The organism is Scandinavium sp. UTDF21-P1B (genome assembly GCF_040750395.1).
Classification (GTDB): domain Bacteria; phylum Pseudomonadota; class Gammaproteobacteria; order Enterobacterales; family Enterobacteriaceae; genus Scandinavium.
Genome location: NZ_JBFLVD010000013.1, coordinates 41702 through 67625 on the forward strand (window position 1 = coordinate 41702; position 25924 = coordinate 67625).

General features: G+C 56.0%; 24 protein-coding genes. 10 read left to right on the forward strand and 14 right to left on the reverse strand.

The genetic code is table 11. The features are described 5' to 3' along the window. The first annotated feature begins 59 nt into the window (after positions 1 to 59). The 4 genes from cysK (at position 60) to crr (ending at position 3989) form a co-directional block, all read left to right on the forward strand. The gene (gene cysK, locus AB1287_RS09770; protein WP_312625134.1) at positions 60 to 1031 is read left to right on the forward strand and encodes a cysteine synthase A; all 972 of its coding nucleotides are present in this window, start codon (positions 60 to 62) and stop codon (positions 1029 to 1031) included. A 378-nt stretch (positions 1032 to 1409) separates the two neighbouring features. Beyond that, the gene (gene ptsH / locus AB1287_RS09775; RefSeq protein WP_000487600.1) at positions 1410 to 1667 is read left to right on the forward strand and encodes a phosphocarrier protein Hpr; all 258 of its coding nucleotides are present in this window, start codon (positions 1410 to 1412) and stop codon (positions 1665 to 1667) included. A 44-nt stretch (positions 1668 to 1711) separates the two neighbouring features. After that, positions 1712 to 3439: a phosphoenolpyruvate-protein phosphotransferase PtsI gene (ptsI, locus tag AB1287_RS09780; RefSeq protein ID WP_312625132.1), complete on the forward strand. Its 1728-nt coding sequence runs from the start codon at positions 1712 to 1714 to the stop codon at positions 3437 to 3439. Between the two features lie 40 nt (positions 3440 to 3479). Beyond that, the gene (crr, locus tag AB1287_RS09785; protein ID WP_000522253.1) at positions 3480 to 3989 is read left to right on the forward strand and encodes a PTS glucose transporter subunit IIA; all 510 of its coding nucleotides are present in this window, start codon (positions 3480 to 3482) and stop codon (positions 3987 to 3989) included. Between the two features lie 63 nt (positions 3990 to 4052). Here crr and pdxK read toward each other — a convergent pair whose 3' ends face one another. The 6 genes from pdxK to cysP all read right to left on the reverse strand — a co-directional run bounded on the left by pdxK (position 4053) and on the right by cysP (position 9732). Then, positions 4053 to 4889, reverse strand: coding sequence for a pyridoxine/pyridoxal/pyridoxamine kinase (gene pdxK, locus AB1287_RS09790; protein WP_435617644.1), 837 nt, complete (start codon positions 4887 to 4889; stop codon positions 4053 to 4055). Between the two features lie 5 nt (positions 4890 to 4894). Continuing rightward, complete coding sequence (gene cysM / locus AB1287_RS09795; RefSeq protein WP_435617645.1) at positions 4895 to 5806, reverse strand: cysteine synthase CysM; 912 nt, start codon at positions 5804 to 5806, stop codon at positions 4895 to 4897. A 120-nt stretch (positions 5807 to 5926) separates the two neighbouring features. After that, positions 5927 to 7021 carry a sulfate/thiosulfate ABC transporter ATP-binding protein CysA gene (cysA, locus tag AB1287_RS09800; protein WP_435617646.1) on the reverse strand — a complete coding sequence of 365 codons (1095 nt, stop codon included), beginning with the start codon at positions 7019 to 7021 and terminating at the stop codon, positions 5927 to 5929. Beyond that, positions 7011 to 7886, reverse strand: coding sequence for a sulfate/thiosulfate ABC transporter permease CysW (cysW, locus tag AB1287_RS09805; protein ID WP_312625125.1), 876 nt, complete (start codon positions 7884 to 7886; stop codon positions 7011 to 7013). The genes cysA and cysW overlap by 11 nt, the downstream gene beginning before the upstream one ends. Then, entirely contained in the window at positions 7886 to 8719 is an 834-nt protein-coding gene (gene cysT / locus AB1287_RS09810) for a sulfate/thiosulfate ABC transporter permease CysT (RefSeq protein ID WP_064326924.1), read from the reverse strand. The genes cysW and cysT overlap by 1 nt, the downstream gene beginning before the upstream one ends. Next, entirely contained in the window at positions 8719 to 9732 is a 1014-nt protein-coding gene (gene cysP, locus AB1287_RS09815; protein WP_435617647.1) for a thiosulfate ABC transporter substrate-binding protein CysP, read from the reverse strand. The genes cysT and cysP overlap by 1 nt, the downstream gene beginning before the upstream one ends. A gap of 171 nt (positions 9733 to 9903) precedes the next feature. Between cysP and nudI the strand changes: the two genes are divergently transcribed. Further along, positions 9904 to 10329 carry a nucleoside triphosphatase NudI gene (nudI, locus tag AB1287_RS09820; RefSeq protein WP_435617648.1) on the forward strand — a complete coding sequence of 142 codons (426 nt, stop codon included), beginning with the start codon at positions 9904 to 9906 and terminating at the stop codon, positions 10327 to 10329. An 86-nt stretch (positions 10330 to 10415) separates the two neighbouring features. On the opposite strand, the gene AB1287_RS09825 is transcribed toward nudI, so the two are convergent. From AB1287_RS09825 to AB1287_RS09840, 4 genes are all read right to left on the reverse strand, one after another. After that, a complete protein-coding gene (locus AB1287_RS09825; protein WP_312625120.1) occupies positions 10416 to 11315 on the reverse strand; it encodes a Dyp-type peroxidase in 900 nt (299 codons plus the stop codon). A 107-nt stretch (positions 11316 to 11422) separates the two neighbouring features. Then, positions 11423 to 12010, reverse strand: coding sequence for an RpoE-regulated lipoprotein (locus AB1287_RS09830; RefSeq protein ID WP_435617649.1), 588 nt, complete (start codon positions 12008 to 12010; stop codon positions 11423 to 11425). 62 nt (positions 12011 to 12072) lie between these two features. Next, on the reverse strand, positions 12073 to 12522 hold the full coding sequence (locus tag AB1287_RS09835) for a DUF2919 domain-containing protein (RefSeq protein WP_312625116.1): 450 nt from the start codon (positions 12520 to 12522) through the stop codon (positions 12073 to 12075). Beyond that, complete coding sequence (locus AB1287_RS09840; RefSeq protein ID WP_312625114.1) at positions 12509 to 12934, reverse strand: GNAT family acetyltransferase; 426 nt, start codon at positions 12932 to 12934, stop codon at positions 12509 to 12511. Before AB1287_RS09840 ends, AB1287_RS09835 begins: the two co-directional genes overlap by 14 nt. Positions 12935 to 13147: 213 nt before the next feature. On the opposite strand from AB1287_RS09840, the gene amiA reads away from it, so the two are divergent. Further along, positions 13148 to 14017: an N-acetylmuramoyl-L-alanine amidase AmiA gene (gene amiA / locus AB1287_RS09845; RefSeq protein WP_435617650.1), complete on the forward strand. Its 870-nt coding sequence runs from the start codon at positions 13148 to 13150 to the stop codon at positions 14015 to 14017. After that, entirely contained in the window at positions 14017 to 14916 is a 900-nt protein-coding gene (hemF, locus tag AB1287_RS09850; RefSeq protein ID WP_435617651.1) for an oxygen-dependent coproporphyrinogen oxidase, read from the forward strand. Before amiA ends, hemF begins: the two co-directional genes overlap by 1 nt. A 77-nt stretch (positions 14917 to 14993) precedes the next feature. Here hemF and maeB read toward each other — a convergent pair whose 3' ends face one another. After that, positions 14994 to 17273, reverse strand: coding sequence for an NADP-dependent oxaloacetate-decarboxylating malate dehydrogenase (maeB, locus tag AB1287_RS09855; protein ID WP_312625109.1), 2280 nt, complete (start codon positions 17271 to 17273; stop codon positions 14994 to 14996). 280 nt (positions 17274 to 17553) lie between these two features. Between maeB and tal the strand changes: the two genes are divergently transcribed. Both tal and tkt read left to right on the forward strand, forming a co-directional pair. Continuing rightward, complete coding sequence (tal, locus tag AB1287_RS09860; RefSeq protein ID WP_312625107.1) at positions 17554 to 18504, forward strand: transaldolase; 951 nt, start codon at positions 17554 to 17556, stop codon at positions 18502 to 18504. 21 nt (positions 18505 to 18525) lie between these two features. Continuing rightward, on the forward strand, positions 18526 to 20520 hold the full coding sequence (gene tkt / locus AB1287_RS09865; protein WP_435617652.1) for a transketolase: 1995 nt from the start codon (positions 18526 to 18528) through the stop codon (positions 20518 to 20520). 89 nt (positions 20521 to 20609) lie between these two features. Here the strand turns inward: tkt and AB1287_RS09870 are convergent, their stop codons facing one another. Together AB1287_RS09870 and nudK are read right to left on the reverse strand one after the other, a co-directional pair. Beyond that, positions 20610 to 21656, reverse strand: coding sequence for a DUF1176 domain-containing protein (locus tag AB1287_RS09870; RefSeq protein ID WP_312625105.1), 1047 nt, complete (start codon positions 21654 to 21656; stop codon positions 20610 to 20612). Positions 21657 to 21731: 75 nt separating this feature from the next. After that, positions 21732 to 22307: a GDP-mannose pyrophosphatase NudK gene (gene nudK, locus AB1287_RS09875; RefSeq protein WP_312625104.1), complete on the reverse strand. Its 576-nt coding sequence runs from the start codon at positions 22305 to 22307 to the stop codon at positions 21732 to 21734. Between the two features lie 217 nt (positions 22308 to 22524). Here nudK and acrD point away from each other — a divergent pair, with 217 nt between their 5' ends. Then, positions 22525 to 25638 carry a multidrug efflux RND transporter permease AcrD gene (gene acrD / locus AB1287_RS09880; protein ID WP_435617653.1) on the forward strand — a complete coding sequence of 1038 codons (3114 nt, stop codon included), beginning with the start codon at positions 22525 to 22527 and terminating at the stop codon, positions 25636 to 25638. Between the two features lie 98 nt (positions 25639 to 25736). On the opposite strand, the gene ypfM is transcribed toward acrD, so the two are convergent. Then, complete coding sequence (gene ypfM, locus AB1287_RS09885) at positions 25737 to 25796, reverse strand: protein YpfM (RefSeq protein WP_100181659.1); 60 nt, start codon at positions 25794 to 25796, stop codon at positions 25737 to 25739. Positions 25797 to 25924: the final 128 nt, after the last annotated feature.

A 25924-nucleotide genomic window follows, 5' to 3' on the forward strand; every position in this document is an offset into this window, starting at 1 on the left:
CATGACCATCCGCGTATGCTGGTGTCGTTTCCCAAATTTCAGACAGTTAAGGACGGGCTATGAGTAAGATTTTTGAAGATAACTCGCTGACAATCGGTCATACGCCGCTGGTTCGACTGAACCGAATCGGTAATGGACGCATCCTCGCGAAGGTGGAATCACGCAACCCGAGCTTCAGCGTCAAATGCCGCATCGGTGCCAACATGATTTGGGATGCCGAAAAACGTGGCGTGCTCAAGCCAGGCGTTGAGCTGGTGGAACCCACCAGCGGCAACACCGGTATTGCGCTGGCTTATGTGGCTGCCGCACGCGGCTACAAGCTCACGCTGACCATGCCGGAAACCATGAGTATCGAACGCCGTAAGCTGCTGAAAGCGCTGGGTGCTAACCTGGTGCTGACCGAAGGCGCTAAAGGGATGAAGGGTGCCATCCAGAAAGCGGAAGAGATCGTCGCCAGCGACCCTGAAAAATTCCTGCTGCTGCAACAGTTCAGCAACCCGGCGAACCCGGAAATCCACGAAAAAACCACCGGCCCGGAAATCTGGGAAGACACAGACGGTCAGGTTGATGTGTTTATTGCGGGCGTCGGCACTGGCGGTACGCTGACTGGCGTATCCCGCTATATTAAAGGCACTAAAGGTAAAACCGACCTGATTAGCGTCGCCGTCGAACCGACCGACTCGCCAGTCATCGCCCAGGCTCTGGCTGGGGAAGAAATCAAACCCGGCCCGCACAAAATTCAGGGTATCGGCGCAGGCTTTATTCCAGGCAACCTCGATCTCAAGCTCATCGATAAAGTGGTTGCCATTACTAATGAAGAAGCCATTTCCACGGCACGCCGTCTGATGGAAGAAGAAGGCATTCTTGCAGGGATTTCTTCCGGCGCCGCCGTAGCTGCTGCGCTGAAGCTTCAGGAAGACGAAACCTTTACCAATAAGACTATTGTGGTTATCCTGCCTTCTTCGGGTGAACGTTATTTAAGTACCGCATTATTTGCCGATCTCTTCACAGAGAAAGAACTGCAACAGTAATGCCAAATGTAAAAAAATGACGAAAAAAGCACCCTTCCGGGTGCTTTTTTGTGGCATACGTCATACTTTTGGCCCACCTGGCATTGCTTCCCCCCGTCGGGTCTGGTATTTAACCATCACATTTATTTTGATGCGCGAAATTATTCAGTTCAGGATTTCCGCCTGCTGAATCGATTTTATGATTTGGTTCAAGTCTTGCTTTCGCTGCATAATGTTTAATGACGAGCTAAACGTCACCGGCCAGAAGTGCCTGCCAGGATTGCGTCAGACCTTCTGCGTCGTTTCGTATCCGCCGGCGCTAATCTATACAGGCTAAAGTGTAGCCGCCAGGCTAGACTTTAGTTCCACAACACTAAACCTATAAGTTGGGGAAATATAATGTTCCAGCAAGAAGTTACCATTACCGCTCCGAACGGTCTGCACACCCGCCCTGCCGCTCAGTTTGTTAAAGAAGCTAAAGGCTTCACCTCTGAGATCACCGTGACCTCCAACGGCAAAAGCGCCAGCGCTAAAAGCCTGTTCAAACTGCAGACTCTGGGTCTGACTCAGGGCACCGTAGTGACCATTTCTGCAGAAGGCGAAGACGAGCAGAAAGCAGTTGAGCATCTGGTTAAACTGATGGCTGAACTCGAGTAAGTTCACGAGTTCTTTTTAAAATCAGTCACAAGTAAGGTAGGGTTATGATTTCAGGCATTTTAGCATCCCCGGGTATCGCTTTCGGCAAAGCACTGTTGCTGATTGAAGATGAGATTGTCATCGACCGGAAGAAAATTTCTGCCGACGGCGTCGATCAGGAAGTTGAACGCTTTCTGAGCGGTCGTACTAAAGCGTCCGCACAGCTGGAAGCTATCAAGACTAAAGCTGGCGAAACGTTCGGCGAAGAAAAAGAAGCCATCTTCGAAGGCCACATCATGTTGCTGGAAGATGAGGAGCTGGAGCAGGAAATCATAGCCCTGATTAAAGATAAACACATGACTGCTGACGCAGCAGCCAATGAGGTTATCGAAGGTCAGGCAACTGCCCTGGAAGAGCTGGATGATGAATACCTGAAAGAGCGTGCGGCTGACGTACGTGATATCGGTAAACGTCTGCTGCGCAACATCCTGGGCCTGGCGATCATCGACCTGAGCGCCATTCAGGACGAGGTTATCCTCGTCGCTAAAGACCTGACGCCATCCGAAACCGCGCAGCTGAACCTGAAAAAGGTGCTGGGTTTCATCACCGACATTGGCGGCCGTACCTCCCACACCTCCATCATGGCGCGTTCCCTCGAACTGCCAGCGATCGTGGGCACCGGTAGCGTGACCTCTGAAGTGAAAAACGGTGACTATCTGATCCTCGATGCGGTTAACAACAAAGTGTACGTTAACCCGACCAACGAAGAGACCGAAGCCCTGCGTAAGATTCAGACTCAGGTTGCTGAAGAGAAAGCTGAACTGGCAAAACTGAAAGATCTGCCGGCTATCACCCTCGACGGTCATCAGGTAGAAGTATGTGCCAACATCGGTACCGTTCGTGATATCGACGGTGCAGAGCGCAACGGCGCTGAAGGTGTCGGCCTGTACCGTACAGAATTCCTGTTCATGGACCGCGACGCGCTGCCAACTGAAGAAGAACAGTTCGCTGCATACAAAGCCGTTGCTGAAGCCTGTGGCTCGCAGGCGGTCATCGTCCGTACCATGGACATCGGTGGCGACAAAGAGCTGCCGTACATGAACTTCCCGAAAGAAGAGAACCCGTTCCTGGGCTGGCGTGCAGTGCGTATCGCGATGGATCGCAAAGAGATCCTGCGCGATCAGGTTCGCGCTATCCTGCGTGCTTCTGCTTTCGGTAAACTGCGCATTATGTTCCCGATGATCATCTCTGTTGAAGAAGTTCGCGCCCTGCGCAAAGAGATCGAAATCTACAAACAGGAACTGCGCGACGAAGGTAAAGCCTTTGACGAAGCAATCGAAATCGGCGTGATGGTGGAAACCCCAGCCGCGGCGACCATTGCCCGTCATCTGGCGAAAGAAGTTGATTTCTTCAGTATCGGTACCAATGATTTAACGCAGTACACCCTGGCAGTTGACCGTGGTAATGATATGATTTCGCACCTCTACCAGCCAATGTCACCGTCCGTCCTGACGCTTATCAAGCAAGTTATTGATGCTTCTCATGCTGAAGGCAAGTGGACTGGCATGTGTGGTGAGCTTGCAGGCGATGAACGTGCTACACTTCTGTTGCTGGGTATGGGTCTGGACGAATTCTCTATGAGCGCCATTTCCATCCCGCGCATTAAGAAGATTATCCGTAACACGAACTTCGAAGATGCGAAGGTTTTAGCAGAGCAGGCTCTTGCTCAACCGACAACGGACGAGTTAATGACGCTGGTTAACAAGTTCATTGAAGAAAAAACAATCTGCTAATCCACGAGATGCGGCCCAAATTACTGCTTAGGAGAAGATCATGGGTTTGTTCGATAAACTGAAATCTCTGGTTTCTGATGATAAGAAAGACACCGGAACTATTGAGATTGTTGCCCCGCTCTCTGGCGAGATCGTCAACATCGAAGACGTGCCGGATGTTGTTTTTGCTGAGAAAATCGTGGGCGATGGCATTGCCATCAAACCAACCGGTAACAAAATGGTTGCGCCGGTTGACGGTACCATCGGCAAAATCTTTGAAACCAACCACGCGTTCTCTATCGAGTCCGACAGTGGTATCGAGCTGTTCGTTCACTTCGGTATCGACACCGTTGAACTGAAAGGCGAAGGTTTCAAACGTATCGCAGAAGAAGGCCAGCGCGTGAAAGTTGGCGATCCGGTAATAGAGTTCGATCTGCCACTGCTGGAAGAGAAAGCGAAGTCTACTCTGACTCCGGTTGTTATCTCCAACATGGACGAGATCAAAGAGCTGATCAAACTGTCCGGCAGCGTAACCGTTGGTGAAACCCCGGTTATTCGCATCAAAAAATAATTGATGCTGCATGGATAAAAAAATGGCGCCTACGGGCGCCATTTTCGTTTCTGCTCTTTGTCACTAGCGCGGCGGTAAAATCAGCTCGTCATAGCCCTTTTCAAGCGTGTAGCCCATCACTTCTACGACACGACTTCCGGCCGCGCGCACTGCGTCCTGCAAGGTGTTCCCCTGCACAACGGCGCTAATCAGCTCCGAACAAAACAGATCGCCTGTGCCTTTCAAATCGGTTGCCACACGCGGCCAGCCGCTGATATCAACGCTCTCTTTCGTCACCAGAACCACATGAATATCGTTGTCGTCCCGCACCGGCGCGCTGGTGATTGCCACCCATTTTAACGTGTCGGAAAGCAGACCTTTCGCTGCGGCAATCGCCTCGTCGAGCGTATCGCACGGCTTGCCGCTTAGCACGCCCAGCTCAAATACGTTTGGCGTGATGCCCTGCGCCAGCGGCAGAAGATGCTCACAATAGGCGGCAGGAATCTCTGGTTTCACGTACACGCCGCTGTCGGTATCGCCGATCACCGGATCGACCAGAATCATCATCTGCGGATGTTTTTCCCGCATGGCCTTCAGCCATTCAGCCAGAATAGCAATCTGGCTGGCGCTGCCCATGTAACCGGTGGTGACGGCTTTCAGTTCGCGCAGAGCGTCACGCTCTTCCAGCGCCCGCAGGTAACCGCTGAACCACTCATCAGGAATAACCCCGCCGTAGAAAGTATCGTAATGCGGCGTGTTGCTGAACAGCACCGTCGGCACGGCCAGCACGTTCAGGTGATGCTGTTTGATATTCGGCACCGCCACGCTGTTGCCCACGCTGCCGTAGACCACCTGAGACTGCACGGCCACAATGTCGGCCTGCTGCGCCCGGGTTTTATCCCGAAAAAGTATCATTTCCATGACCGTTAAATCCCCGCCCCCTGACTGTAACTTTCTTCACCAAACACGCCGGTCGACAGATACCGATCGCCGCGATCGCAAATAATGGCAACCACGACCGCGCCGGGATTGGCCTTCGCCACCCGCAGCGCCCCCGCGACCGCCCCGCCAGAACTCACACCGCAGAAAATACCTTCCCGCACCGCCAGCTCACGCATGGTATTTTCCGCATCGCGCTGATGAATATCCATGACCTCATCCACCAGAGCGGCATTATAAGTCCCGGGCATATATTCCGCGGGCCAGCGGCGAATCCCCGGAATACTGCTGCCCTCTTCCGGCTGCAGCCCGACGATGGTCACCGGCTTATCCTGTTCGCGAAGAAAACGAGATACGCCGGTAATGGTGCCGGTCGTTCCCATGCTAGAGACAAAGTGCGTGATTCGCTGATTTGTTTGCTGCCAGATTTCCGGCCCGGTGGTGGTGTAGTGCGCGTAAGGGTTGTCGGGATTGTTAAACTGGTCGAGAAGCTTGCCTTCACCGCGCTTCGCCATCTCAAGCGCCAGATCGCGCGCGCCTTCCATGCCCTGTTCCTTGCTGACAAGGATCAGCTCAGCGCCGTAGGCACGCATTGCCGCGCGGCGCTCCTGGCTCATGTTGTCCGGCATCAGCAGCTTCATGCGATAGCCTTTCAGCGCCGAGATCATCGCCAAAGCGATACCGGTATTGCCGCTGGTCGCCTCAATCAGCACATCACCCGGTTTGATTTCGCCGCGTGATTCCGCCTGCACAATCATGGAAAGCGCCGCACGGTCTTTAACGGATCCGGCAGGATTATTTCCTTCGAGCTTGACCCAGATTTCACTGCCGTTCGCCGGCGTCAGGCGCTGAAGCCTGACTAAGGGAGTATTGCCGATGGTGTGTTCGAGTGTTGTCACTTCTGCATTCCAATAAAAAAGCCCGGTGCGCTGTGCTTACCGGGCCTACAAAACCATGCATTTTCTTGTAGGCCGGGTATGCGAAGCGCTACCCGGCAACATCAGGATGCAATAAAGCTATCAGGCAGATTCCGCCAGAGCAAGCTCCTCGCGGTTTTCAATCCGCGTTTTCCCGTCGTAAAGGCGTGCATGCTGTAGCCCCACAAACAGGCGCTCTCCGCGCAGTGGAGCATCATCGCCGCGCATGACAACGGTCAGCGTTTCGTTATACCAGCCGAGCGGCTGCACAACGAGCTGGGTGTAATGGCCTTTCGGGCTGGCTTCCAGCACCTGCACGGGCAGCGGAGAATCCAGGCTTGTACGGCGGCTCACGTCCACTTCCCACGGACGGAGGAACAAATCGACCGATCCCTGATAAGCTGGCGTGTAGCCAAGCGGCCAGCGGTGCGCTCCAACGTGGAATTGCCCTCCGCGAACGGTTCCTTTCAGGCGGTTCACTTCCCCCATAAACTCCAGTACAAATCTTGTGGCAGGTTCACGCCAGACCTGATCGGGCGCGTCCACCTGCTCAATATTGCCCTGGCTCATCACCACCACGCGGTCAGCAACTTCCATCGCTTCTTCCTGATCGTGGGTCACGAACACGCTGGTGAACTTCAGCTCTTCGTGCAGCTGACGCAGCCAGCGGCGCAGCTCTTTACGTACCTGCGCATCCAGCGCACCGAACGGCTCATCCAGCAGCAGAATTTGTGGCTCAACGGCCAGCGCACGTGCCAACGCCACGCGCTGTTTCTGCCCGCCGGAAAGCTGTGCAGGGTAACGATCCGCCAGATGTGCCAGCTGAACCATTTCCAGCAGTTTGGTGACTTTGGCTTTAATTTGCGCCGCATTCGGGCGCTCACGGCGCGGCAGCACCGTCAGGCCAAAGGCGATGTTATCGAACACCGTCATATGGCGGAATAACGCATAGTGCTGGAACACGAAGCCAACTTTGCGCTCGCGGGCGTGTAAGCGGCTGACATCCGTACCGTGGAAGCGAATCTGCCCGCTGGTCTGATGCTCCAGGCCGGCAATAATACGCAGCAGGGTGGTTTTGCCGGAGCCCGACGGCCCAAGCAGCGCCACCATCTGACCGGACGGAATATCCAAAGAAATATCATTCAGCACCTGAGTGCGCCCAAACGATTTCTTAATGCCGGCAATTTCAATGCTCATGATGCTTCTCCTGATGCACGCGTTTTTCCTGATTTTCCAGGCGCCACTGCACCACACTCTTCAAAAACAGGGTCAAAATAGCCATTAACGTCAGCAGGGCCGCGGCGGTGAAGGAACCCACCGTGTTGTAGTCCTGCTCGAGTAATTCAATCTGCAGCGGCAGCGACAGCGTTTCACCACGAATCGAACCGGAGACCACCGATACTGCGCCAAATTCACCTATTGCGCGGGCATTGGTCAGCACCACACCGTACAGCAGCGCCCAGCGAATATTCGGCAGCGTGACCCGGCGGAACATCTGCCAGCCAGAAGCGCCGAGCAAAATCGCCGCTTCGTCCTCATTGCTACCCTGACTCAGCATCACCGGTACCAGCTCACGCACCACAAACGGACAGGTAACGAAAATCGTCGCCAGCACCATTCCCGGCCAGGCAAACATAATTTGCAGGTTATGCGCATCCAGCCACGAACCGAGTGGACCGTTCGAGCCGTAGAAAAGCAGATACACCAGACCTGCCACAACAGGTGAAACCGCAAAAGGAATATCCAGCAGCGTCAACAGCAGCTGGCGGCCCGGGAAGTTAAATCGCGTCACCAGCCAGGCCAGCAGCGTGCCGAACACCAGGTTCACCGGCACGGTGATAAGCGCAATCATCACCGTCAGCCAGATGGCATGCAGCATGTCCGGGTCGGCCAGGTTTTGCAGCACCGGCATCAGCCCTTTGCTGAATGCCTGCACAAAGATGTAAATCATCGGCACCAGCAGGATAAAGGCCGATACCAGCAGCCCGGTGCCTATAAGAAACCATTTTCCCCAGTTAATGCGGGGCGCGTCATAGCGTTTCAATTGCGTAACTTCCGCCATTAGTGACCTACCACACGTCGGCCAAAGCGACTTTGCAGGGTGTTGATGGAAAACAGCAGCAGCAGCGACGCCGCCAGGATCACCGAGGCGATCGCGCTCGCCGCCGGATAGTCAAACTCCTGCAGGCGGACAAAAATCATCAGCGAGGTCACTTCCGTTTTCCAGGCAATGTTGCCCGCAATAAAGATCACCGCACCAAACTCACCGAGGCTGCGAGTAAACGACAGCGCAACCCCCGCCAGCAGCGCCGGGGAAAGCTCCGGCAGCACTACTTTACGGAAGCTCTGAATGCGCGTGGCTCCGAGCGTTTCCGCCGCTTCTTCGTATTCGGGGCCCAGCTCTTCCAGCACGGGCTGAACGGTACGCACCACAAACGGGATGCTGGTAAAGGCCATCGCCACCGCAATTCCGAGCCAGGTGTACGTCACCTTGATATCGAACTTCGCCAGCCATTCGCCATAGAAGCCATTAACAGAAAACAGAGAGGCCAGCGTCAGGCCCGCCACCGCCGTTGGCAGGGCAAACGGTAAATCCATCAGCGCGTCGAGCAGCGTGCGGCCCGGAAAACGGTAGCGCGTCAGGATCCATGCCATCAGCAGGCCAAACACGCCGTTAAAGATGGACGCCACGAATGCCGACAGCAGCGTCACTTTGTAGGCAGCCACTACCTGAGGGTTGGTGATGACTTCCCAGTACTGCGCCCAGCTCATCTGCGCCAGCTGCATCACCAGCGCGCTGAGCGGCAGCAGCAGAATCAGACACACAAACAACAGGCTGGTGCCGAGGCTTAAGGTAAAGCCCGGCAGCACTCGCCGCGAAGAGACAGCAAACATTACTTATGCCCCGCCGCCAGCAGCTTATCCAGCTCGCCGCCGCTGGCAAAATGGGTCTTCATCACTTCAGGCCAGGAGCCGAACTGATCTTCCACACGGAAGAGATCGGTTTGCGGGAATTTGTCTTTCAACTTGTCCATCACGGCCGGGTTATTCACACGGTAGGAGTAATCGGTAATGATGGTTTGCGCCTGCGGGCTGTAAAGCCAGGTCAGATAGGCCTTAGCGGCTTCTTCCGTGCCGTTGGCTTTGACGTTTTTATCGACCCAGGTCACCGGGAACTCGGCCAGAATGTTGGTTTTCGGCACCACCACTTCGAAGCCCTGATCGGCATACTGTTTACGAATGTTGTTCACTTCGGATTCAAACGTGATCAGCACATCGCCCAGGCCACGCTCAACGAAGGTGGTGGTCGCGCCACGGCCGCCGGTATCGAACACCTGCACGTTTTTGAGGAACTGCGTCATGAACCGTTCAGTTTTGGCGTTATCGTTGCCATCGGCTTTGGCGGCTGCACCCCAGGCGGCAAGATACGTATAACGGCCATTACCGGACGTTTTGGGATTAGGGAAAACCAGCTGCACGTCGGTGCGGACTAAATCGCTCCAGTCATGAACGTTCTTCGGGTTGCCTTTGCGCACCAGGAACGCCATGGTCGAATAGAACGGCGAGCTGTTGTTTGGCAGACGACTCTGCCAGTTGGCCGGGATAAGGTTACCTTTGTCATGCAGAATCTGTACGTCAGTCACCTGGTTGTAGGTGACCACATCTGCCTTCAGGCCCTGCAAAATCGCCAACGCCTGCTTGGATGAACCGGCATGAGACTGTTTAATCGTCAGCTTGTCGCCGCCGTGCTCTTTCGCCCACTGCTGTTCAAACGGAGGATTCAGGGCCGCAAACAGCTCGCGTGAAACGTCATAGGAACTGTTCAGCAGTTCAGTTGCCTGTACCTGGGTTGCCAGCAGCAAAGCGCCGAGCGCCAGGGTTCCTTTTTTCAGTGATGTAACGGCCATTGCGCACCCTTATCAGAATAATGACTATCTTATGGCCATCATATTTATAACGAGGATGAAAGCAGTAACGGTTTTATATACCGTTTGGTGATTTACAAGTTTAAAACAGAATAAGAGGTTACCCGACGTTGATTTGATACACTCGGCAAACAACTAATGGAGGATAAAGCCATGCGTCAAAGGACAATTGTCTGCCCGATAATTCAGAACAACGGTGAGTACCTGTTGTGCAAAATGGCAGATGACAGAGGCGTTTTCCCCGGCCAGTGGGCCCTCTCCGGTGGCGGAATGGAGCCCGGAGAAACCATGGAGCAGGCGCTGCTGCGGGAGATTGCCGAGGAGCTGGGCGATAAGCTGGAAATCAGCCAGATCGCGCCGTGGCACTTCCGTGACGATACGCGAATCAAAACCTACGCCGATGGCACACAGGAAGAAATTTACATGATTTACCTGATGTTTGACTGCGTCAGCGCCAATCGGGACATTACGTTTAATGAAGAGTTTCAGGCCGTGGCGTGGGTGCGGCCAGAGAAGCTGGGTGAATACGATTTGAACGTGGCGACGCGCCAGACGTTTATCGATAAGGGATTATTGTAGATTGTATTGCCCGGTGGCGGCTACGCCTTACCGGGCCTGTATTTTGCAGGCCGGTGCAAGCGCAGCGCCGCCCGGCATAATGATTTTTACAGCGCCAGCAATTTATCCAGAGAAGGGGCGAAGTAGTAACCGCCGGTCACCGGTTTGGTGAAACGCAGCATCGCGTCACGCTTGCCGTCTGTGTCACCAAACATGCTCAGCAGCTGCTGCTCAATATTGTACAGACGCGCACAGTAGGCGCAGAAGTACAGGCCATGCGTGCCGCTGGCGGTGCCGTACGGCAGGCTCTGACGCACAATCTTCAGGCCTTTACCGTTCTCTTTCAGGTCGACGCGCGACAGGTGCGAGGTCTCAGGACGATCGTCACCGTCGATCTCTTCGTTGGCTTCTTTGGTACGGCCAATCATCATTTCCTGATCCGGAATGCTCATGCGGTTCAGCTGTTTGAGGTTGTGCTCCCAGCGCTGGACGAACACGTAGCTGCCGCCCGCGTCCACGCCGTCGGCAATCACCGCCACCTCACGGCGAGTTTCTTCGCCTGCCGGGTTTTCGGTGCCGTCAACGAAGCCGCTAAGATCGCGCTCTTCCACCCAACGGAAGCCGTGAATTTCTTCTTTCACGTCAATGGCTGCACCAAACGCTTCCATAGCGGCCTGAGCGACAGAGAAGTTTACGTCATGACGCAGGGAGAGGATGTGGATCAGCACATCATACTGCGTAGCCGGAGCAAGACCTTTGCCATAAGGGGTAAAATCTTTCAGTTCCTCCGCCCCCTGGCCACCGCTGAGGCTACGCCAGGTCTCATGCCCGAATGCTACCACTGCGCCGAGATGCGCATCGGGGAATTTCGCTTCAAAGGTGGCCAGCTTATCGGCAAACACTTTGCTGCACTCACGCAGGGCGTTGACGTCCCCTTTCACATTGGCTTCAATCCAAATCGCCGCACGGCAATGTTCCGGCAAAATGCCGCTCTGAACCTGAGACATCGCTGCTCCTCCTGAAAAAACAAAAAAAGATGCCACGACATCGTGGCATTGATTGATGCGGCGTATTATACCCGCTTTTTTGTCAGGGCAGCTTGTCCGCGCGCAAATTAGCGACGCCAGATAATCTTACTGACTTTCCAGCTTTTCAGGGAGTCGTCCGGCGGCATCAGCTCCTGTGGCCCGGCCCATTCGCCGCTGAACAAGTAGCTGATATGCTGGCTGTCTTTGGCTTTACACTCGACGCCCGCGCTGTCGTCGCCGGTCGCTTTTTCGCAGCTGCCGTACGCTTTGCTGTACAGATCGCTGAAGCGCGTGCCAATTTTACCGCCGTCGGCCACGCCGATGTCACTGTCCATCACGTCAATGCGGCTCAGGGTTCCCGCCTCACCGTTCACCACCAGCGCCACTTTGTCGTCCTTTAGGGCTTCGAAGTATTTTACGATGTTGCCTTTGTCTGTCTTCATGCCGCTGCGCAGGCGGTAATCGCCGTCCAGCGCATCACTGATGGCTTTTTCATCCAACGGCGTGGAGGCCGTCAGATCACCAACGCCCTGTTCGGTGACTTCGGTTGAGGAGCCAAACCAGTTCCACGGCAAAGCGGACGACCAGTGCACCGAGCTAAAGCCCGAGCTGACAGTCGCGCAGCCGGTTAATGCCAGAGGAAGCGCGCAGAGTAATAAACGCATCGATTTCATTTCAGGGTCCTTTCTATGTCAACACAACGCCAGTTGGAGTCCGGAACGGCAGAAAAGTGCCATTAATCCTCAGACAGGGAAAAACAGGCGCGTAAACGGCGGTTACTGAGCAGCCACCAGAGGGCAAAAATATCCATCACCACCAGCGCGAGGCCAATACCGCTCAGCGGCTCTCCCTGCAACCACAGCAGCGGCTGCCAGGCCAGCAGCACCAGCTGTGCCGCTATCAGCACCCAGCGCATTGCCGCCCACAGGCGCGGACTCTGATGCCGCCGCCCGCTAAGCAAAAACGCGACGACCGCAGGTACACCCGGCAGCAGGCCAAGCCAGAAATTATCACGATCGGGATAAAACAGATTCAGCAACGAGTCGCCCTGCTGGCGCGACGCGCCGGCCATCACGAACAGTACCCAAGTTCGGGCCTGCAACAGCAGTACGCACCAGAACAGAAAGGGCAGCCGAAGCCGCCCGTGACCATCGTATGCCGACGGTGAAAACTCAATATTCTTCATCTTCAATCAGGCGCTTACCCAGCACGGCCACATCGCCATGCTCGTAGCCCAGGCGTTCATACATGCCCTGGACCATATCGTTATCTTCGCGCACCATAATTTGCAGCTTCGGACAGCCGCGGGCGATCAGTTTTTTCTCCAGCCGGTTGAGCAGCGCGTTAGCGATCCCTCTTCCCCGATAGTCCGGATGAACGCCAAGGTAATAAGCCGAGCCGCGGTGACCGTCGTAGCCGCCCATCACGCTGCCCACGACTTCACCATTAACCTCGGCCACCAGAAACAGGCTGACGTCATGATTGAGCTTACGCTCAATATCCATTTCCGGGTCGTTCCATGGGCGCAGCAGGTCGCAACGCTCCCAAAGCGTAATAACCTCTTCGAAATCGGACTGGCGAAAAACGCGTATCTCCATGGTATTACCCATCTTTTCAGGTTTAAAAACAGTGATTATGGCGCGAACGCCTTAATTAGCCAATATCTGGCGAATAACGCTCAAAAAAATGGCATAATGTTGCATTGTCACGTATTGAAATGAAAAGTAAAACAATTCTCATCCCGAAAAGTCGTAACGGAAAACACGATACGATATAACACATGGATTATTTATTTTTACACATCAGGCCGCATGAGCACTTTTAAACCCTTAAAAACACTCGCTTCGCGCCGTCAGGTGCTAAAAGCCGGACTGGCCGCGCTAACGCTGTCCGGCATGTCCAAAGCCATCGCAAAAGATACAACGCTGAAAACCAGCAACGGCCACAGCAAACCGGCGGCGAAGAAAGCTGGATCCCGCCGCATCGTGATGCTCGATCCGGGGCATGGCGGTATTGATACCGGCGCCATCGGCCACGGCGGTTCCAAAGAGAAGCATGTGGTGCTGGCCATTGCCAAAAACGTTCGCTCTATCCTGCGTGGTCACGGCATCGACGCCCGCCTGACGCGCACCAGCGATACCTTTATTCCACTGTACGACCGCGTGGAAATCGCCCACAAACACGGTGCGGATCTGTTTATGTCGATTCACGCCGACGGCTTTACGAATCCAAGTGCTGCCGGAGCCTCGGTATTTGCCCTCTCCAACCGCGGGGCAAGTAGCGCCATGGCGAAATATCTCTCCGATAAAGAGAACGCCGTTGATGAGCTGGCGGGCAAAAAAGCGCTCGATAAAGATCACCTGCTCCAGCAGGTGTTGTTCGATCTGGTACAAACAGACACTATTAAGAACAGCCTGACGCTCGGCTCGCATATTCTGAAGCAGATTAAACCGGTGCATAAGCTGCACAGCCGCAGTACGGAACAGGCGGCGTTCGTGGTGCTCAAATCACCGTCAATTCCCTCGGTGCTGGTCGAGACCTCGTTCATAACCAACCCGAGTGAGGAGAAGCTGCTTGGCACGACTGCATTTCGCCAGAAGATTGCCAACGCCATTGCTTCCGGCATCCTCAGCTATTTCAGCTGGTTCGATAACCAGAAAGCCCACGTGAAGAGACGTTAATGAAACCCGATGTTGCCCAGGTCAAAGCCTTTTTGCTGCGTCTTCAGGACTGTATCTGCCAGCAGCTTGCTGAAATCGACGGCAGTGAGTTTATTGAAGACAGCTGGCAGCGCGAGGCTGGCGGCGGCGGTCGCAGCCGGGTACTGCGCGACGGTGGCGTATTCGAGCAGGCCGGCGTCAACTTCAGCCACGTCCACGGTGATGCCATGCCCGCCTCCGCCACGGCGCACCGCCCGGAGCTCGCTGGCCGCAGCTTTGAAGCAATGGGCGTGTCGCTGGTGGTCCATCCCCGCAGCCCGCACGTGCCCACAAGTCACGCTAACGTCCGCTTCTTTATCGCAGAAAAGCCCGGTGCCGATCCGGTGTGGTGGTTTGGCGGTGGTTTCGATTTAACGCCCTATTACGGCGTGGAAGAGGACGCCGTTCACTGGCACACCGTTGCCCGCGACCTGTGCCTGCCGTTCGGCGAAGACGTTTATCCCCGCTACAAAAAATGGTGCGACGACTACTTCTTCCTGAAGCATCGCAACGAGCAGCGCGGCATCGGCGGCCTGTTCTTTGACGACCTGAACACCCCAGATTTCGACACCTGCTTCGCCTTTATGCAGGCGGTGGGAGACGGCTTCACCGATGCCTATCTGCCAATCGTTGAGCGCCGTAAAGCGCAGCCCTGGGGTGAGCGTGAACGGGATTTCCAGCTTTATCGCCGCGGGCGCTATGTGGAATTTAACCTGGTGTGGGATCGCGGCACGCTGTTCGGCCTGCAAACCGGAGGCCGCACGGAGTCGATTTTAATGTCGATGCCGCCGCTGGTGCGCTGGGAGTATAACTGGCAGCCAGAAGAAGGCAGCCCTGAGGCTGCCCTGAGTGAGTTTATTCAGGTGCGGGACTGGATTTAATACCGGGCGGTGCATTCGCTTGCCCGGCCTACGCTATCCTGTAAGTCGGGTTAGCGTAGCGCCACCCGACAAACTCCTTAAAGCGGCTCAGTCTGCGCCTCAACCACCGCCAGCGCCACCATATTGACGATGCGGCGTACCGAGGCGATTGGCGTCAGAATGTGCACCGGCTTGGCCACCCCCATCAGCACCGGGCCGACGGTCACGCCCTCTGAGCTGGAAACGCGCAGCAGGTTGTAGCTGATACGCGCCGCTTCCATATTCGGCATCACCAGAATGTTGGCGGCACCTTTCAGCGGGCTGTCTGGCATCCGTTCCTGGCGAATGCTTTCCACCAGCGCGGCGTCGCCGTGCATCTCCCCGTCGATCATCAGTTCCGGATCGCTCGCCCGCACCAGCTCAAGGGTCTCACGCATTCTGACTGCCGCTGCACAGTTCGACGATCCAAAGTTCGAATGCGACAGCAGCGCCACGCGCGGCTCAATCCCGAAGCGGCGCACGGTTTCCGCCGCCATCAGGGTGATTTCCGCCAATTGCTCCGCCGTTGGGTCGTTGTTGACGTAGGTGTCAGCAATAAAGGTGTTGCCGCTTGGCAGCAGCAGCGCGTTCATTGCGCCCGCCGTGTGGACGCCATCGCGATAGCCAAACAGCTGCTGAATCACGGTGAAGTGCTCATGATAATCGCCGATGGTGCCGCAAATCAGCGCATCCGCTTCACCACGCTGGACCATGATCGCGCCAATCACCGTGGTGTTGCTGATCACGTGGCGCTGCGCCTGCTCCTGGGTGATCCCCTTGCGCTTCATGATGGCGTAATACTCCATCCAGTACTCTTTAAAGCGTGGGTCAGATTCGTTGTTGACGATTTCAAAGTCCACGCCAGGCTTCATTTGCAGGCCAAGCTTTTGCAGACGCATTTCGATAACGTTCGGACGACCAATCAGAATCGGCTTTGCCAGACCAAGCGTAATCAGCTCCTGGGTAGCATGCAGCACGCGAGTATCCTCACCTTCCGCCAGCACCACGCGCTTCGGCTCTTTGCGCGCCTGGGAGAAAATCGGCTTCATGAACAGGTTGGTTTTGTAGACGAACTCGCTCAGCTTCTCTTCATAGGCGGCGAAATCGGCAATCGGACGCGTCGCCACGCCCGAATCCATCGCCGCTTTGGCCACGGCCGGCGCGATTTTCACAATCAGGCGCGGATCGAACGGTTTTGGAATGATGTACTCCGCGCCAAAGCTCAGATCCTGATCGCCATAGGCGGAGGCCACCACTTCACTTTGCTCGGCGTGCGCCAGTTCGGCAATCGCATGCACCGCCGCAAGTTTCATCTCTTCGTTAATCGCCGTTGCGCCCACGTCCAGCGCGCCGCGGAAGATGAACGGGAAGCAGAGCACGTTGTTCACCTGATTCGGGTAGTCGGAACGCCCGGTGCAGATGATGGCGTCCGGACGCACCTCTTTCGCCAGGGTTGGCAAAATTTCCGGCTCAGGGTTAGCCAGCGCGAGGATCATCGGCGCGCGGGCCATTTTCTTCACCATCTCCTGGGTGAGGACTTTCGGGCCAGAGCAGCCGAGGAAAATGTCAGCGCCTTCGATAACGTCGTCCAGCGTGCGCTTGCCGTCATCAATCACCGCGTAGGCCGCTTTGGTCTCCGCCATGTTCGGTTCGCGATCTTTATAGATAACGCCCTTTGAATCGCAGACCACGATATTGTGTTTCTGCATCCCCAGCGCCACCAGCAGGTTCATACAGGCAATTGCCGCCGCGCCTGCTCCGGAGACCACCATGCGCACATCAGAAAGATTTTTTTCAACCACGCGCAGGCCGTTCAGGATCGCCGCCGTGCTGATAATCGCCGTACCGTGCTGATCGTCATGGAACACGGGAATGTTCATGCGCTCGCGCAGCTTCTGCTCAATGTAAAAGCACTCCGGCGCTTTGATATCTTCGAGGTTAATGCCGCCAAAAGTGGGTTCCAGCGCAGCGACCACATCGATGAACTTATCCGGATCGAGCTCATCCACTTCGATATCGAACACGTCAATCCCGGCAAATTTTTTGAACAGCACGCCCTTCCCTTCCATCACCGGCTTCCCGGCAAGCGCACCGATATTACCGAGGCCAAGTACCGCGGTACCGTTAGAAACCACCGCCACCAGGTTGCCGCGGGCAGTGTATTTGTAGGCCGCCAGCGGGTCTTTCTCGATTTCAAGGCACGGGGCGGCAACGCCCGGCGAATAGGCCAGAGCCAGGTCACGCTGGGTCGCCAGCGGTTTGGTAGGCGAAACCTGAATTTTCCCGGGGACTGGGAATTCGTGGAAGTCGAGAGCGCTTTGTTTTAACTGGTCATCCATTTGGGGTTCCTTTTTTACATCACGTCATTATCAGGAGAAATGTCTTTCCGGTGCTAACCCCTGAGTATCCTCCGTTACTGGTTTGTAAACTTTGAAGGCCGCCATACTCTCGTCATCAAAACGCCATTTTGTTATTAATTTTTAACACCTCTGTTAACACGCATCGCAAAGCAAGGCGATCGTCGTCTGCTATGCTTTTGAGTTAAGACCTTCATTCATCATCCGGAACGGCAAGCGAAAACATTCGCATAACGCCTTGCTTTCTAAGGAGTCTTATTTCATGAACCAGCTAGATGGCATTAAGAAATTCACCACCGTGGTCGCCGACAGCGGCGACATCGAATCCATCCGCCATTATCAGCCCGAAGATGCCACCACCAATCCGTCGCTTTTACTCAAGGCCGCCGGGCTTGAGCACTACGCACACCTGCTTGACGACGCCGTGACCTATGCCAAAAAGCAGGGGGCAAGCCGCGAACAGCAGGTGGTTGACGCCAGCGACAAACTGGCGGTCAACTTCGGGGTAGAAATTCTGAAAAGTATTCCCGGGCGTGTTTCCACCGAAGTGGACGCACGCCTGTCGTTCGATAAAGACAAGAGCATCGCAAAAGCGCGCCATCTGGTAGAGCTGTATGCCGATCAGGGCATCGACAAATCCCGCATTCTTATCAAGCTCGCGTCAACCTGGGAGGGCATTCGTGCCGCCGAGGTGCTGGAAAAAGAGGGCATTCACTGCAACCTGACGCTGCTGTTCTCCTTTGCCCAGGCCCGCGCCTGCGCAGAAGCGGGCGTGTTCCTGATTTCCCCGTTCGTCGGGCGTATCTATGACTGGTATCAGCAGCGCGAGCCGATGGATCCGTACGTGGTGGAAGAAGATCCCGGCGTGAAATCGGTGCGCAATATCTACGATTACTTTAAACAGCACCGTTATGAAACGGTGGTGATGGGCGCAAGCTTCCGTCGCACCGAGCAAATTCTGGCGCTGGCGGGCTGCGACAGGCTGACCATTGCCCCGCCGCTGCTGAAAGAGTTGCAGGAGAAAGATGCTGAAGTGAAGCGCAAACTGATCCCGGCCTCGCAGTTCTTTAACCGCCCTGCACCGCTCACCGAAGCGCAGTTCCGCTGGGAGCACAATCAGGACGCCATGGCGGTGGATAAACTGGCCGAAGGCATCCGCCTGTTCGCCGTCGATCAGCGCAAACTCGAAGATCTGCTTGCCGCCAAACTGTAATTTTTGCCACGGAGAATAACTATGTCCCGTAGAGAGCTTGCCAACGCCATTCGCGCCCTGAGCATGGACGCAGTACAGAAAGCCAATTCCGGCCACCCGGGCGCGCCCATGGGGATGGCGGATATCGCCGAGGTGCTGTGGAACGATTTTCTAAAGCACAACCCGAACGACCCGCACTGGCTCGACCGCGACCGCTTTATTTTATCCAACGGCCATGCCTCCATGCTGCTGTACAGCCTGCTGCACCTGACGGGCTACGATTTGTCGATGGAAGAGATTAAAAACTTCCGCCAGCTGCACTCCAAAACGCCTGGCCATCCAGAAATAGGCTATACGCCGGGCATTGAAACCACCACCGGGCCGCTCGGTCAGGGGCTGGCGAATGCCGTCGGGCTGGCGATTTCTGAACGCACGCTCGCTGCGCAGTTCAACCGGCCGGATCATGATATCGTCGATCACTATACCTACGTCTTTATGGGCGACGGCTGCCTGATGGAGGGCATCTCGCACGAGGCCTGTTCTCTGGCAGGCACGCTGGGGCTCGGTAAGCTGATTGGTTTCTACGATCACAACGGTATTTCCATTGACGGTGAAACCGAAGGCTGGTTCACCGACGACACCGCCAAACGCTTCGAGGCCTATCACTGGCACGTAGTGCATGAGATCGACGGGCACGATCCGGAAGCGGTGAAAAAGGCGATTCTGGAAGCACAAAGCGTGAAGGACAAACCGTCGCTGATCATCTGCCGGACGGTGATTGGCTTTGGTTCACCGAACAAGGCCGGGAAAGAGGAGTCGCACGGCTCGGCGCTGGGCGAAGAAGAAGTGGCGCTGGCGCGTAAGCAGCTGGGCTGGAAGTACCCGCCGTTTGAGATCCCAAAAGAGATTTACCAGGCCTGGGACGCCCATGAGAAAGGCGAAAAAGCCCAGCAGAGCTGGAATGAAAAGCTCGCAGCCTACAAAAAAGCACATCCTGAACTGGCAGCAGAATTTATACGCCGCACCCGCGGTGAGCTGCCGGAAAACTGGCAGAGTGAGTCTCAGGCTTATATTGAAAAATTGCAGTCTGAACCCGCTAAAATCGCCAGCCGTAAAGCGTCGCAGAATGCGCTCAATGTCTATGGCCCAATGCTGCCGGAGCTGCTGGGCGGCTCAGCCGACCTTGCGCCCAGCAACCTGACCATCTGGAAAGAGTCGGTTTCGCTGAAAGAAGATCATGCCGGAAATTACATTCACTACGGCGTACGAGAATTCGGTATGACCGCCATCGCCAACGGTATCGCCCACCACGGCGGCTTCGTGCCTTACACTGCCACTTTCCTGATGTTCGTCGAATACGCCCGCAACGCGGCGCGCATGGCGGCGCTGATGAAGGCCCGGCAGATCATGGTTTACACTCACGACTCCATCGGGCTTGGCGAAGACGGTCCGACGCACCAGGCAGTTGAACAGTTAGCCAGCCTGCGTCTGACGCCGAACTTCAGTACCTGGCGACCATGCGATCAGGTGGAAACGGCAGTGGCGTGGAAAGCGGCTATCGAAAGGCACAACGGGCCGACGGCGCTGATCCTCTCGCGTCAGAACCTGGCGCAGATGGAACGCACGCCGGATCAGGTGAAAGACATCGCGCGCGGCGGCTATGTGCTGAAAGACGCGGGAGGTAAACCCGATCTGATCCTTATCGCCACCGGTTCGGAAGTTGAAATCACCGTACTGGCGGCGGAAAAACTGACGGGTGCCGGGCACAACGTTCGCGTGGTATCGCTGCCCTCTACGGATGTATTTGACGCCCAGGATGAAGCGTATCGCGAATCCATACTGCCTTCGGACGTAACGGCGCGCGTGGCGGTAGAAGCCGGGATTGCCGACTACTGGTACAAATACGTCGGGCTGAAAGGGGCGATTGTCGGCATGACAACCTTCGGGGAGTCCGCGCCTGCCGAGAAGCTGTTCCCGTTCTTCGGCTTTACGGTAGAGAATATCGTCGCGAAGGCGCACAAGGTGTTGGGGAAATAGTCGTTGGTTGTTGCCGGATGCGGCTTTGCCTTATCCGGCCTACAAAGCACCAGCCCTTGCAGGCACGATAAGCGAAGCGCATCGGGCAATCAGCGAGTGATCCACAGCGTCGGCCAGGCATCCGGCCCCTGCCAGCTGTCGCAGGCCGGTTGCCCGGCGTAGCGCACCAGACGAAAACGCTGGCCATCATAGCGCCAGCGCGTTTGCACACCGCAGTCGCCCTGGCCGCGTCCCTTCTCCAGCGTGATCAGCTCCCGGGTTTTGTCGTTGAAGGTGAGATTGACCAGTTCAATCTCCCTTTCTTCGCTGTCCGGCGGCTGAAACGGCAGACGCAGGCGCACGGCCTGCGCCACAAACGGCTTGTGCCGTGATACCAGCCATGCGCGATAAATAGTGTTATACGCCCCGGATTCACAGCTCATCATCAGCAGCGCTTTTTCATCGGTAAGCGGTGTAACCCACACTTCGCGCCGAAGCGGGTCGAGCGAGCACTGACTGCTGCTCATGCGCAGACTGCCATAATCCAGGAGATCGTTAAATTCGTCGTGGCTGAACGGCACAGGCGTCGGGTTAACTTTCGCCACGGATTTCAGCGCGGGCGCAGGCGGCACGCTCAGCGGGGGCTCATCACCCTTTCCAATCCACGCCGTTTCGCTTCCGACGCGTTTTTGCCTGTCGTCGATAAACAGCAGCGCCGCTTTCAGCCCCTGCAGGGAAATTTGCTGCGTGCCCTGCACCAGCGTCAGCGCCTGTCCTTCCTGAATATGCTGCAGGAAGACGTTGATGGTCTGCGTATCATGAGTACTGAGGTGCCACGGCGTAATCTGCCAGCGATCGCCGGTGAGCTTCAGTGGTGACGCATCCAGCAGCAAGCGGGGAGCAATGGGCGGGATTTTGGGCAGCACATTTTGCGGGCCACCCAGTTCGATACGCAACGTGGAGTCGTTGTGCGCCCCTGCGCTGCGGGTCAGGGTCATCACCAGCCCGTGATGTAAGCCGGTGTTTCGCGTCGTACAGAAGTTCTGGTTATTGCAGGTAACCTGCCAGTCGCTGAATTCCTGTTGCACAGGCGCACTCCAGGCCTGCGTCAACGGCAACCCGAGAAGCCAGCAAAGGAAAAACAGACGGTAAAGCACGAGATGACCCCAGAAGAAAAAAGCGCCCCAAACTGGCTCGTATCCTCGCTGGCGGCCATCTTTTACTCAATCGGATTAGTCCATTAAACCGGCGTTGTGCAGATATTGCAGAAGGATGACGGCTTTGCCGTCGCGGATTTCGCCGCTTTTCACCAGCGCCAGCGCCTGGCTAAACGGCAGTTCCAGTACGTCAATATCTTCATCTTCCACGCCGCCACCTGCGTTGGCCCGCTGTGAGTCGTCATATTCAGCGATAAAAAAGTGCACCAGCTCCGTCACGCCGCCCGGCGACATATACAGTTCAAACACTTTGCGCACGTCCTTCACCTTATAACCGGTTTCCTCAACGGCTTCTTTGCGAATGCACGCTTCCGGCTCGTCGTCATCGAGCAGGCCGGCGCAGGTTTCAATCAGCCTGCCATCGGCGTTGCCGTTAACCCACGTCGCCACGCGGAACTGACGCACCAGCACCACGGTTTTCTTTTGCGGATGATAGAGCAGGATCGTCGCGCCGTTGCCGCGGTCGTAGACTTCGCGCTTATGGCGCACCACTTCGCCATCCTTGCGCGTTAAGTCATAGGTGATGTTGCGAAGAACGAAGTAATTGTCCGACAGGATTTTGTCTTTGATGATGTCGATGTGAAACGCCATGCTGGCTCCTCAGCGTCAAATAAGCGTCTCAGTCTACGCGCTACGTCACATTTTGTCCTTACGGACGTTTATCTTGACTTATGTATGCTTTGGGCGAAAAGCGGCATGATAATTTACACTATCTCCTTAATTTCTCCACGTTTCGCCCAGGCCTTGCCGCTACAGTGTGCAAAGCCTGTCATAACAAAAAAATACGCGTAATGAGGTCCTGATTCTGATGGCGAATTTCTTTATCGATCGCCCCATTTTTGCCTGGGTGCTGGCCATTCTGTTGTGCCTGACCGGCACGCTGGCAATTTTGTCGCTTCCCGTTGAGCAATATCCTGATTTAGCGCCGCCAAACGTGCGCATCATCGCTAACTATCCAGGGGCTTCCGCACAAACGCTGGAAAATACGGTCACCCAGGTTATCGAGCAGAACATGACCGGGCTCGACAACATGATGTACATGTCCTCCCAGAGTAGTTCTGCCGGGCAGGCGACTGTCACCATCACCTTTACCGCCGGAACCGATCCGAACGAAGCGATGCAGCAGGTGCAAAACCAGCTACAGTCTGCGCTGAAAAAACTGCCGCAGGCCGTGCAGGATCAGGGCGTGACGGTACGTAAAACCGGCGATACCAACATCCTGACCATCGCGTTCGTGTCCACGGACGGCAGTATGGATAAGCAGGACATCGCTGACTACGTCGCCAGTAACGTCCAGGAGCCGCTGAGCCGCGTCAACGGCGTGGGCAACATCACCGCCTACGGTTCGCAGTATTCAATGCGCATCTGGCTGGACCCGGCGAAGCTCAACAGCTATCAATTGACCACCAAAGACGTGACCGATGCAGTCAACTCACAGAACGCCCAGGTCGCCGTCGGCCAGCTGGGCGGTACGCCGCAGGTGAACAAACAGGCGCTGAACGCCACGGTAAATGCGCAATCCCTGCTGCAGACGCCGCAGCAGTTCCGCGATATCACGTTGCGCGTTAATCAGGACGGTTCCGTTGTCACACTCGGCGACGTTGCCACCGTTGAACTCGGCGCGGAAAACTACGATTACCTCAGCCGCTATAACCGCAATCCGGCTTCCGGGCTTGGGGTTCAGCTCGCCTCCGGCGCTAACGAAATGCAGACCGCAGAGGCGACGCTGGCGCGTCTCGACGAACTCTCGCACTATTTCCCGCACGGGCTGGAATACAAAATAGCGTATGAGACCACGTCGTTCGTTAAGGCATCGATTCACGACGTGGTGAAAACGCTGCTGGAGGCCATCGCGCTGGTGTTCCTCGTGATGTACCTGTTCCTGCAAAACTTCCGCGCCACGCTTATCCCGACCATCGCCGTGCCGGTGGTGCTGATGGGCACTTTCGCCATCCTCTTCTCCTTTGGCTATTCGATAAACACCCTGACGATGTTCGCGATGGTATTAGCCATCGGCCTGCTGGTGGATGACGCCATCGTGGTGGTGGAGAACGTCGAACGCATCATGAGTGAAGAAGGGCTCTCGCCGCGTGAAGCGACGCGAAAATCGATGGGTCAGATTCAGGGTGCGCTGGTCGGCATCGCGATGGTGCTGTCAGCGGTATTTATCCCGATGGCCTTTTTCGGCGGCACCACCGGCGCGATTTACCGCCAGTTCTCGGTGACTATCGTGTCGGCGATGGTGCTGTCGGTGCTGGTGGCGCTGATCCTGACGCCCGCGCTGTGCGCCACGCTGCTTAAGCCTCTGCACAAGGGTGAACAGCACGGGCAAAAAGGCTTCTTCGGCTGGTTTAACCGCATGTTCAACCGCAACGCCGAGCGCTACGAAACCCGCGTCGGCAAAATCCTCCACCGCAGCATGCGCTGGATGCTGATTTACGTCCTGCTGCTGGGCGGGATGGTGTTCCTGTTCCTCAGGCTGCCGACCTCTTTCCTGCCGCAGGAAGACCGCGGCATGTTCCTGACCTCTATTCAGCTGCCGAGCGGCTCCACGCAGCAGCAGACGCTGAAGGTTGTGGAGAAGGTCGAGGACTACTTCTTTAAAAACGAGAAGGCTAACGTTGCCTCTATCTTTGCCACCATCGGCTCCGGCCCCGGAGGCAACGGCCAGAACGTGGCGCGTATGTTTATTCGCCTGAAGGACTGGGACGACCGCGACGCCAAAACGGGCTCCTCGTTTGCCATTATTGAACGAGCCACTAAAGCCTTTAATAAGATCAACGAAGCGCGCGTGTTCGCCAACAACCCGCCCGCGATTAGCGGCCTCGGCAGTTCAGCAGGCTTCGACATGGAGTTGCAGGATCACGCCGGGCTGGGCCACACGGCCCTGATGGCCGCCCGTGATAAGCTGCTCGATCTGGCAGCCAGCGATCCTGAGCTGACCCGCGTACGCCACAACGGCCTCGACGACAGCCCGCAGCTGCAGATTGATATCGACCAGCGCAAAGCGCAGGCGCTCGGCATCTCTATCGATGACATCAATGACACCATGCAGACCGCATGGGGCTCAGACTACGTCAACGACTTTATGGACCGGGGCCGTACCAAGAAGGTTTACGTGCAGTCCGCCGCGCCATACCGCATGCTGCCGGACGACATCAACTTCTGGTACGTGCGTAATAACAAAGGCGAAATGGTTCCTTTCTCTGCTTTTGCCACCTCACGCTGGGAAACCGGTTCGCCGCGTCTGGAACGCTACAACGGCTATTCCGCGCTGGAGATTATCGGTGAAGCCGCACCGGGCGTCAGTACCGGGACCGCAATGCAGGTGATGGAACAGCTGGTCAGTCAGCTGCCGACAGGCTTTGGTCTGGAGTGGACGGCAATGTCATACCAGGAACGCCTCTCCGGCGCGCAGGCCCCTGCCCTGTACGCCATTTCGCTGCTGGTAGTATTCCTTTGCCTGGCAGCGCTGTATGAGAGCTGGTCGGTGCCGTTCTCGGTCATGCTGGTGGTGCCGCTTGGGGTAATCGGCGCACTGCTCGCCACCTGGATGCGCGGGCTGGAAAACGACGTCTACTTCCAGGTCGGTCTGCTGACGGTTATCGGGCTGTCGGCGAAGAACGCCATTCTGATTGTTGAATTCGCGAACGAAATGAATGAGAAGGGTGAGGATCTGCTGAAGGCCACGCTGCACGCCTGCCGCCAGCGTCTGCGCCCAATCCTGATGACCTCGCTGGCCTTTATCTTCGGCGTGCTGCCGATGGCGACCAGCACCGGCGCGGGCTCCGGCAGCCAGCATGCTGTCGGCACCGGGGTAATGGGCGGGATGATTTCTGCGACCGTACTGGCCATTTTCTTCGTACCGCTGTTCTTCGTGCTGGTGCGTCGTCGCTTCCCGCTGAAGCCGAAGCCGGAATAAAAAGCAGGCATTAAAAAAGGCGACTTTGCTGGTCGCCTTTTTTGTCGCTCCTGCCGGTACACCTCGAAAACAGTTAGCACATTTGCTCTTATTTGGAATTATTTACGAAGCATCCCTTCGATAAAGTCTTTCCAGTTTCCCAGTTCATGTTCGATCATAACAGCCTCTCTTATTATTATGGGTAGTGTACGAAAATAGCCTGGTGGTGTGAAGACGGTTTGCTCCATCGCTGCGATAACTGCCTCTCAGCCCTTACAGACCGGGCATGTGCTAACTATGAGCGAGT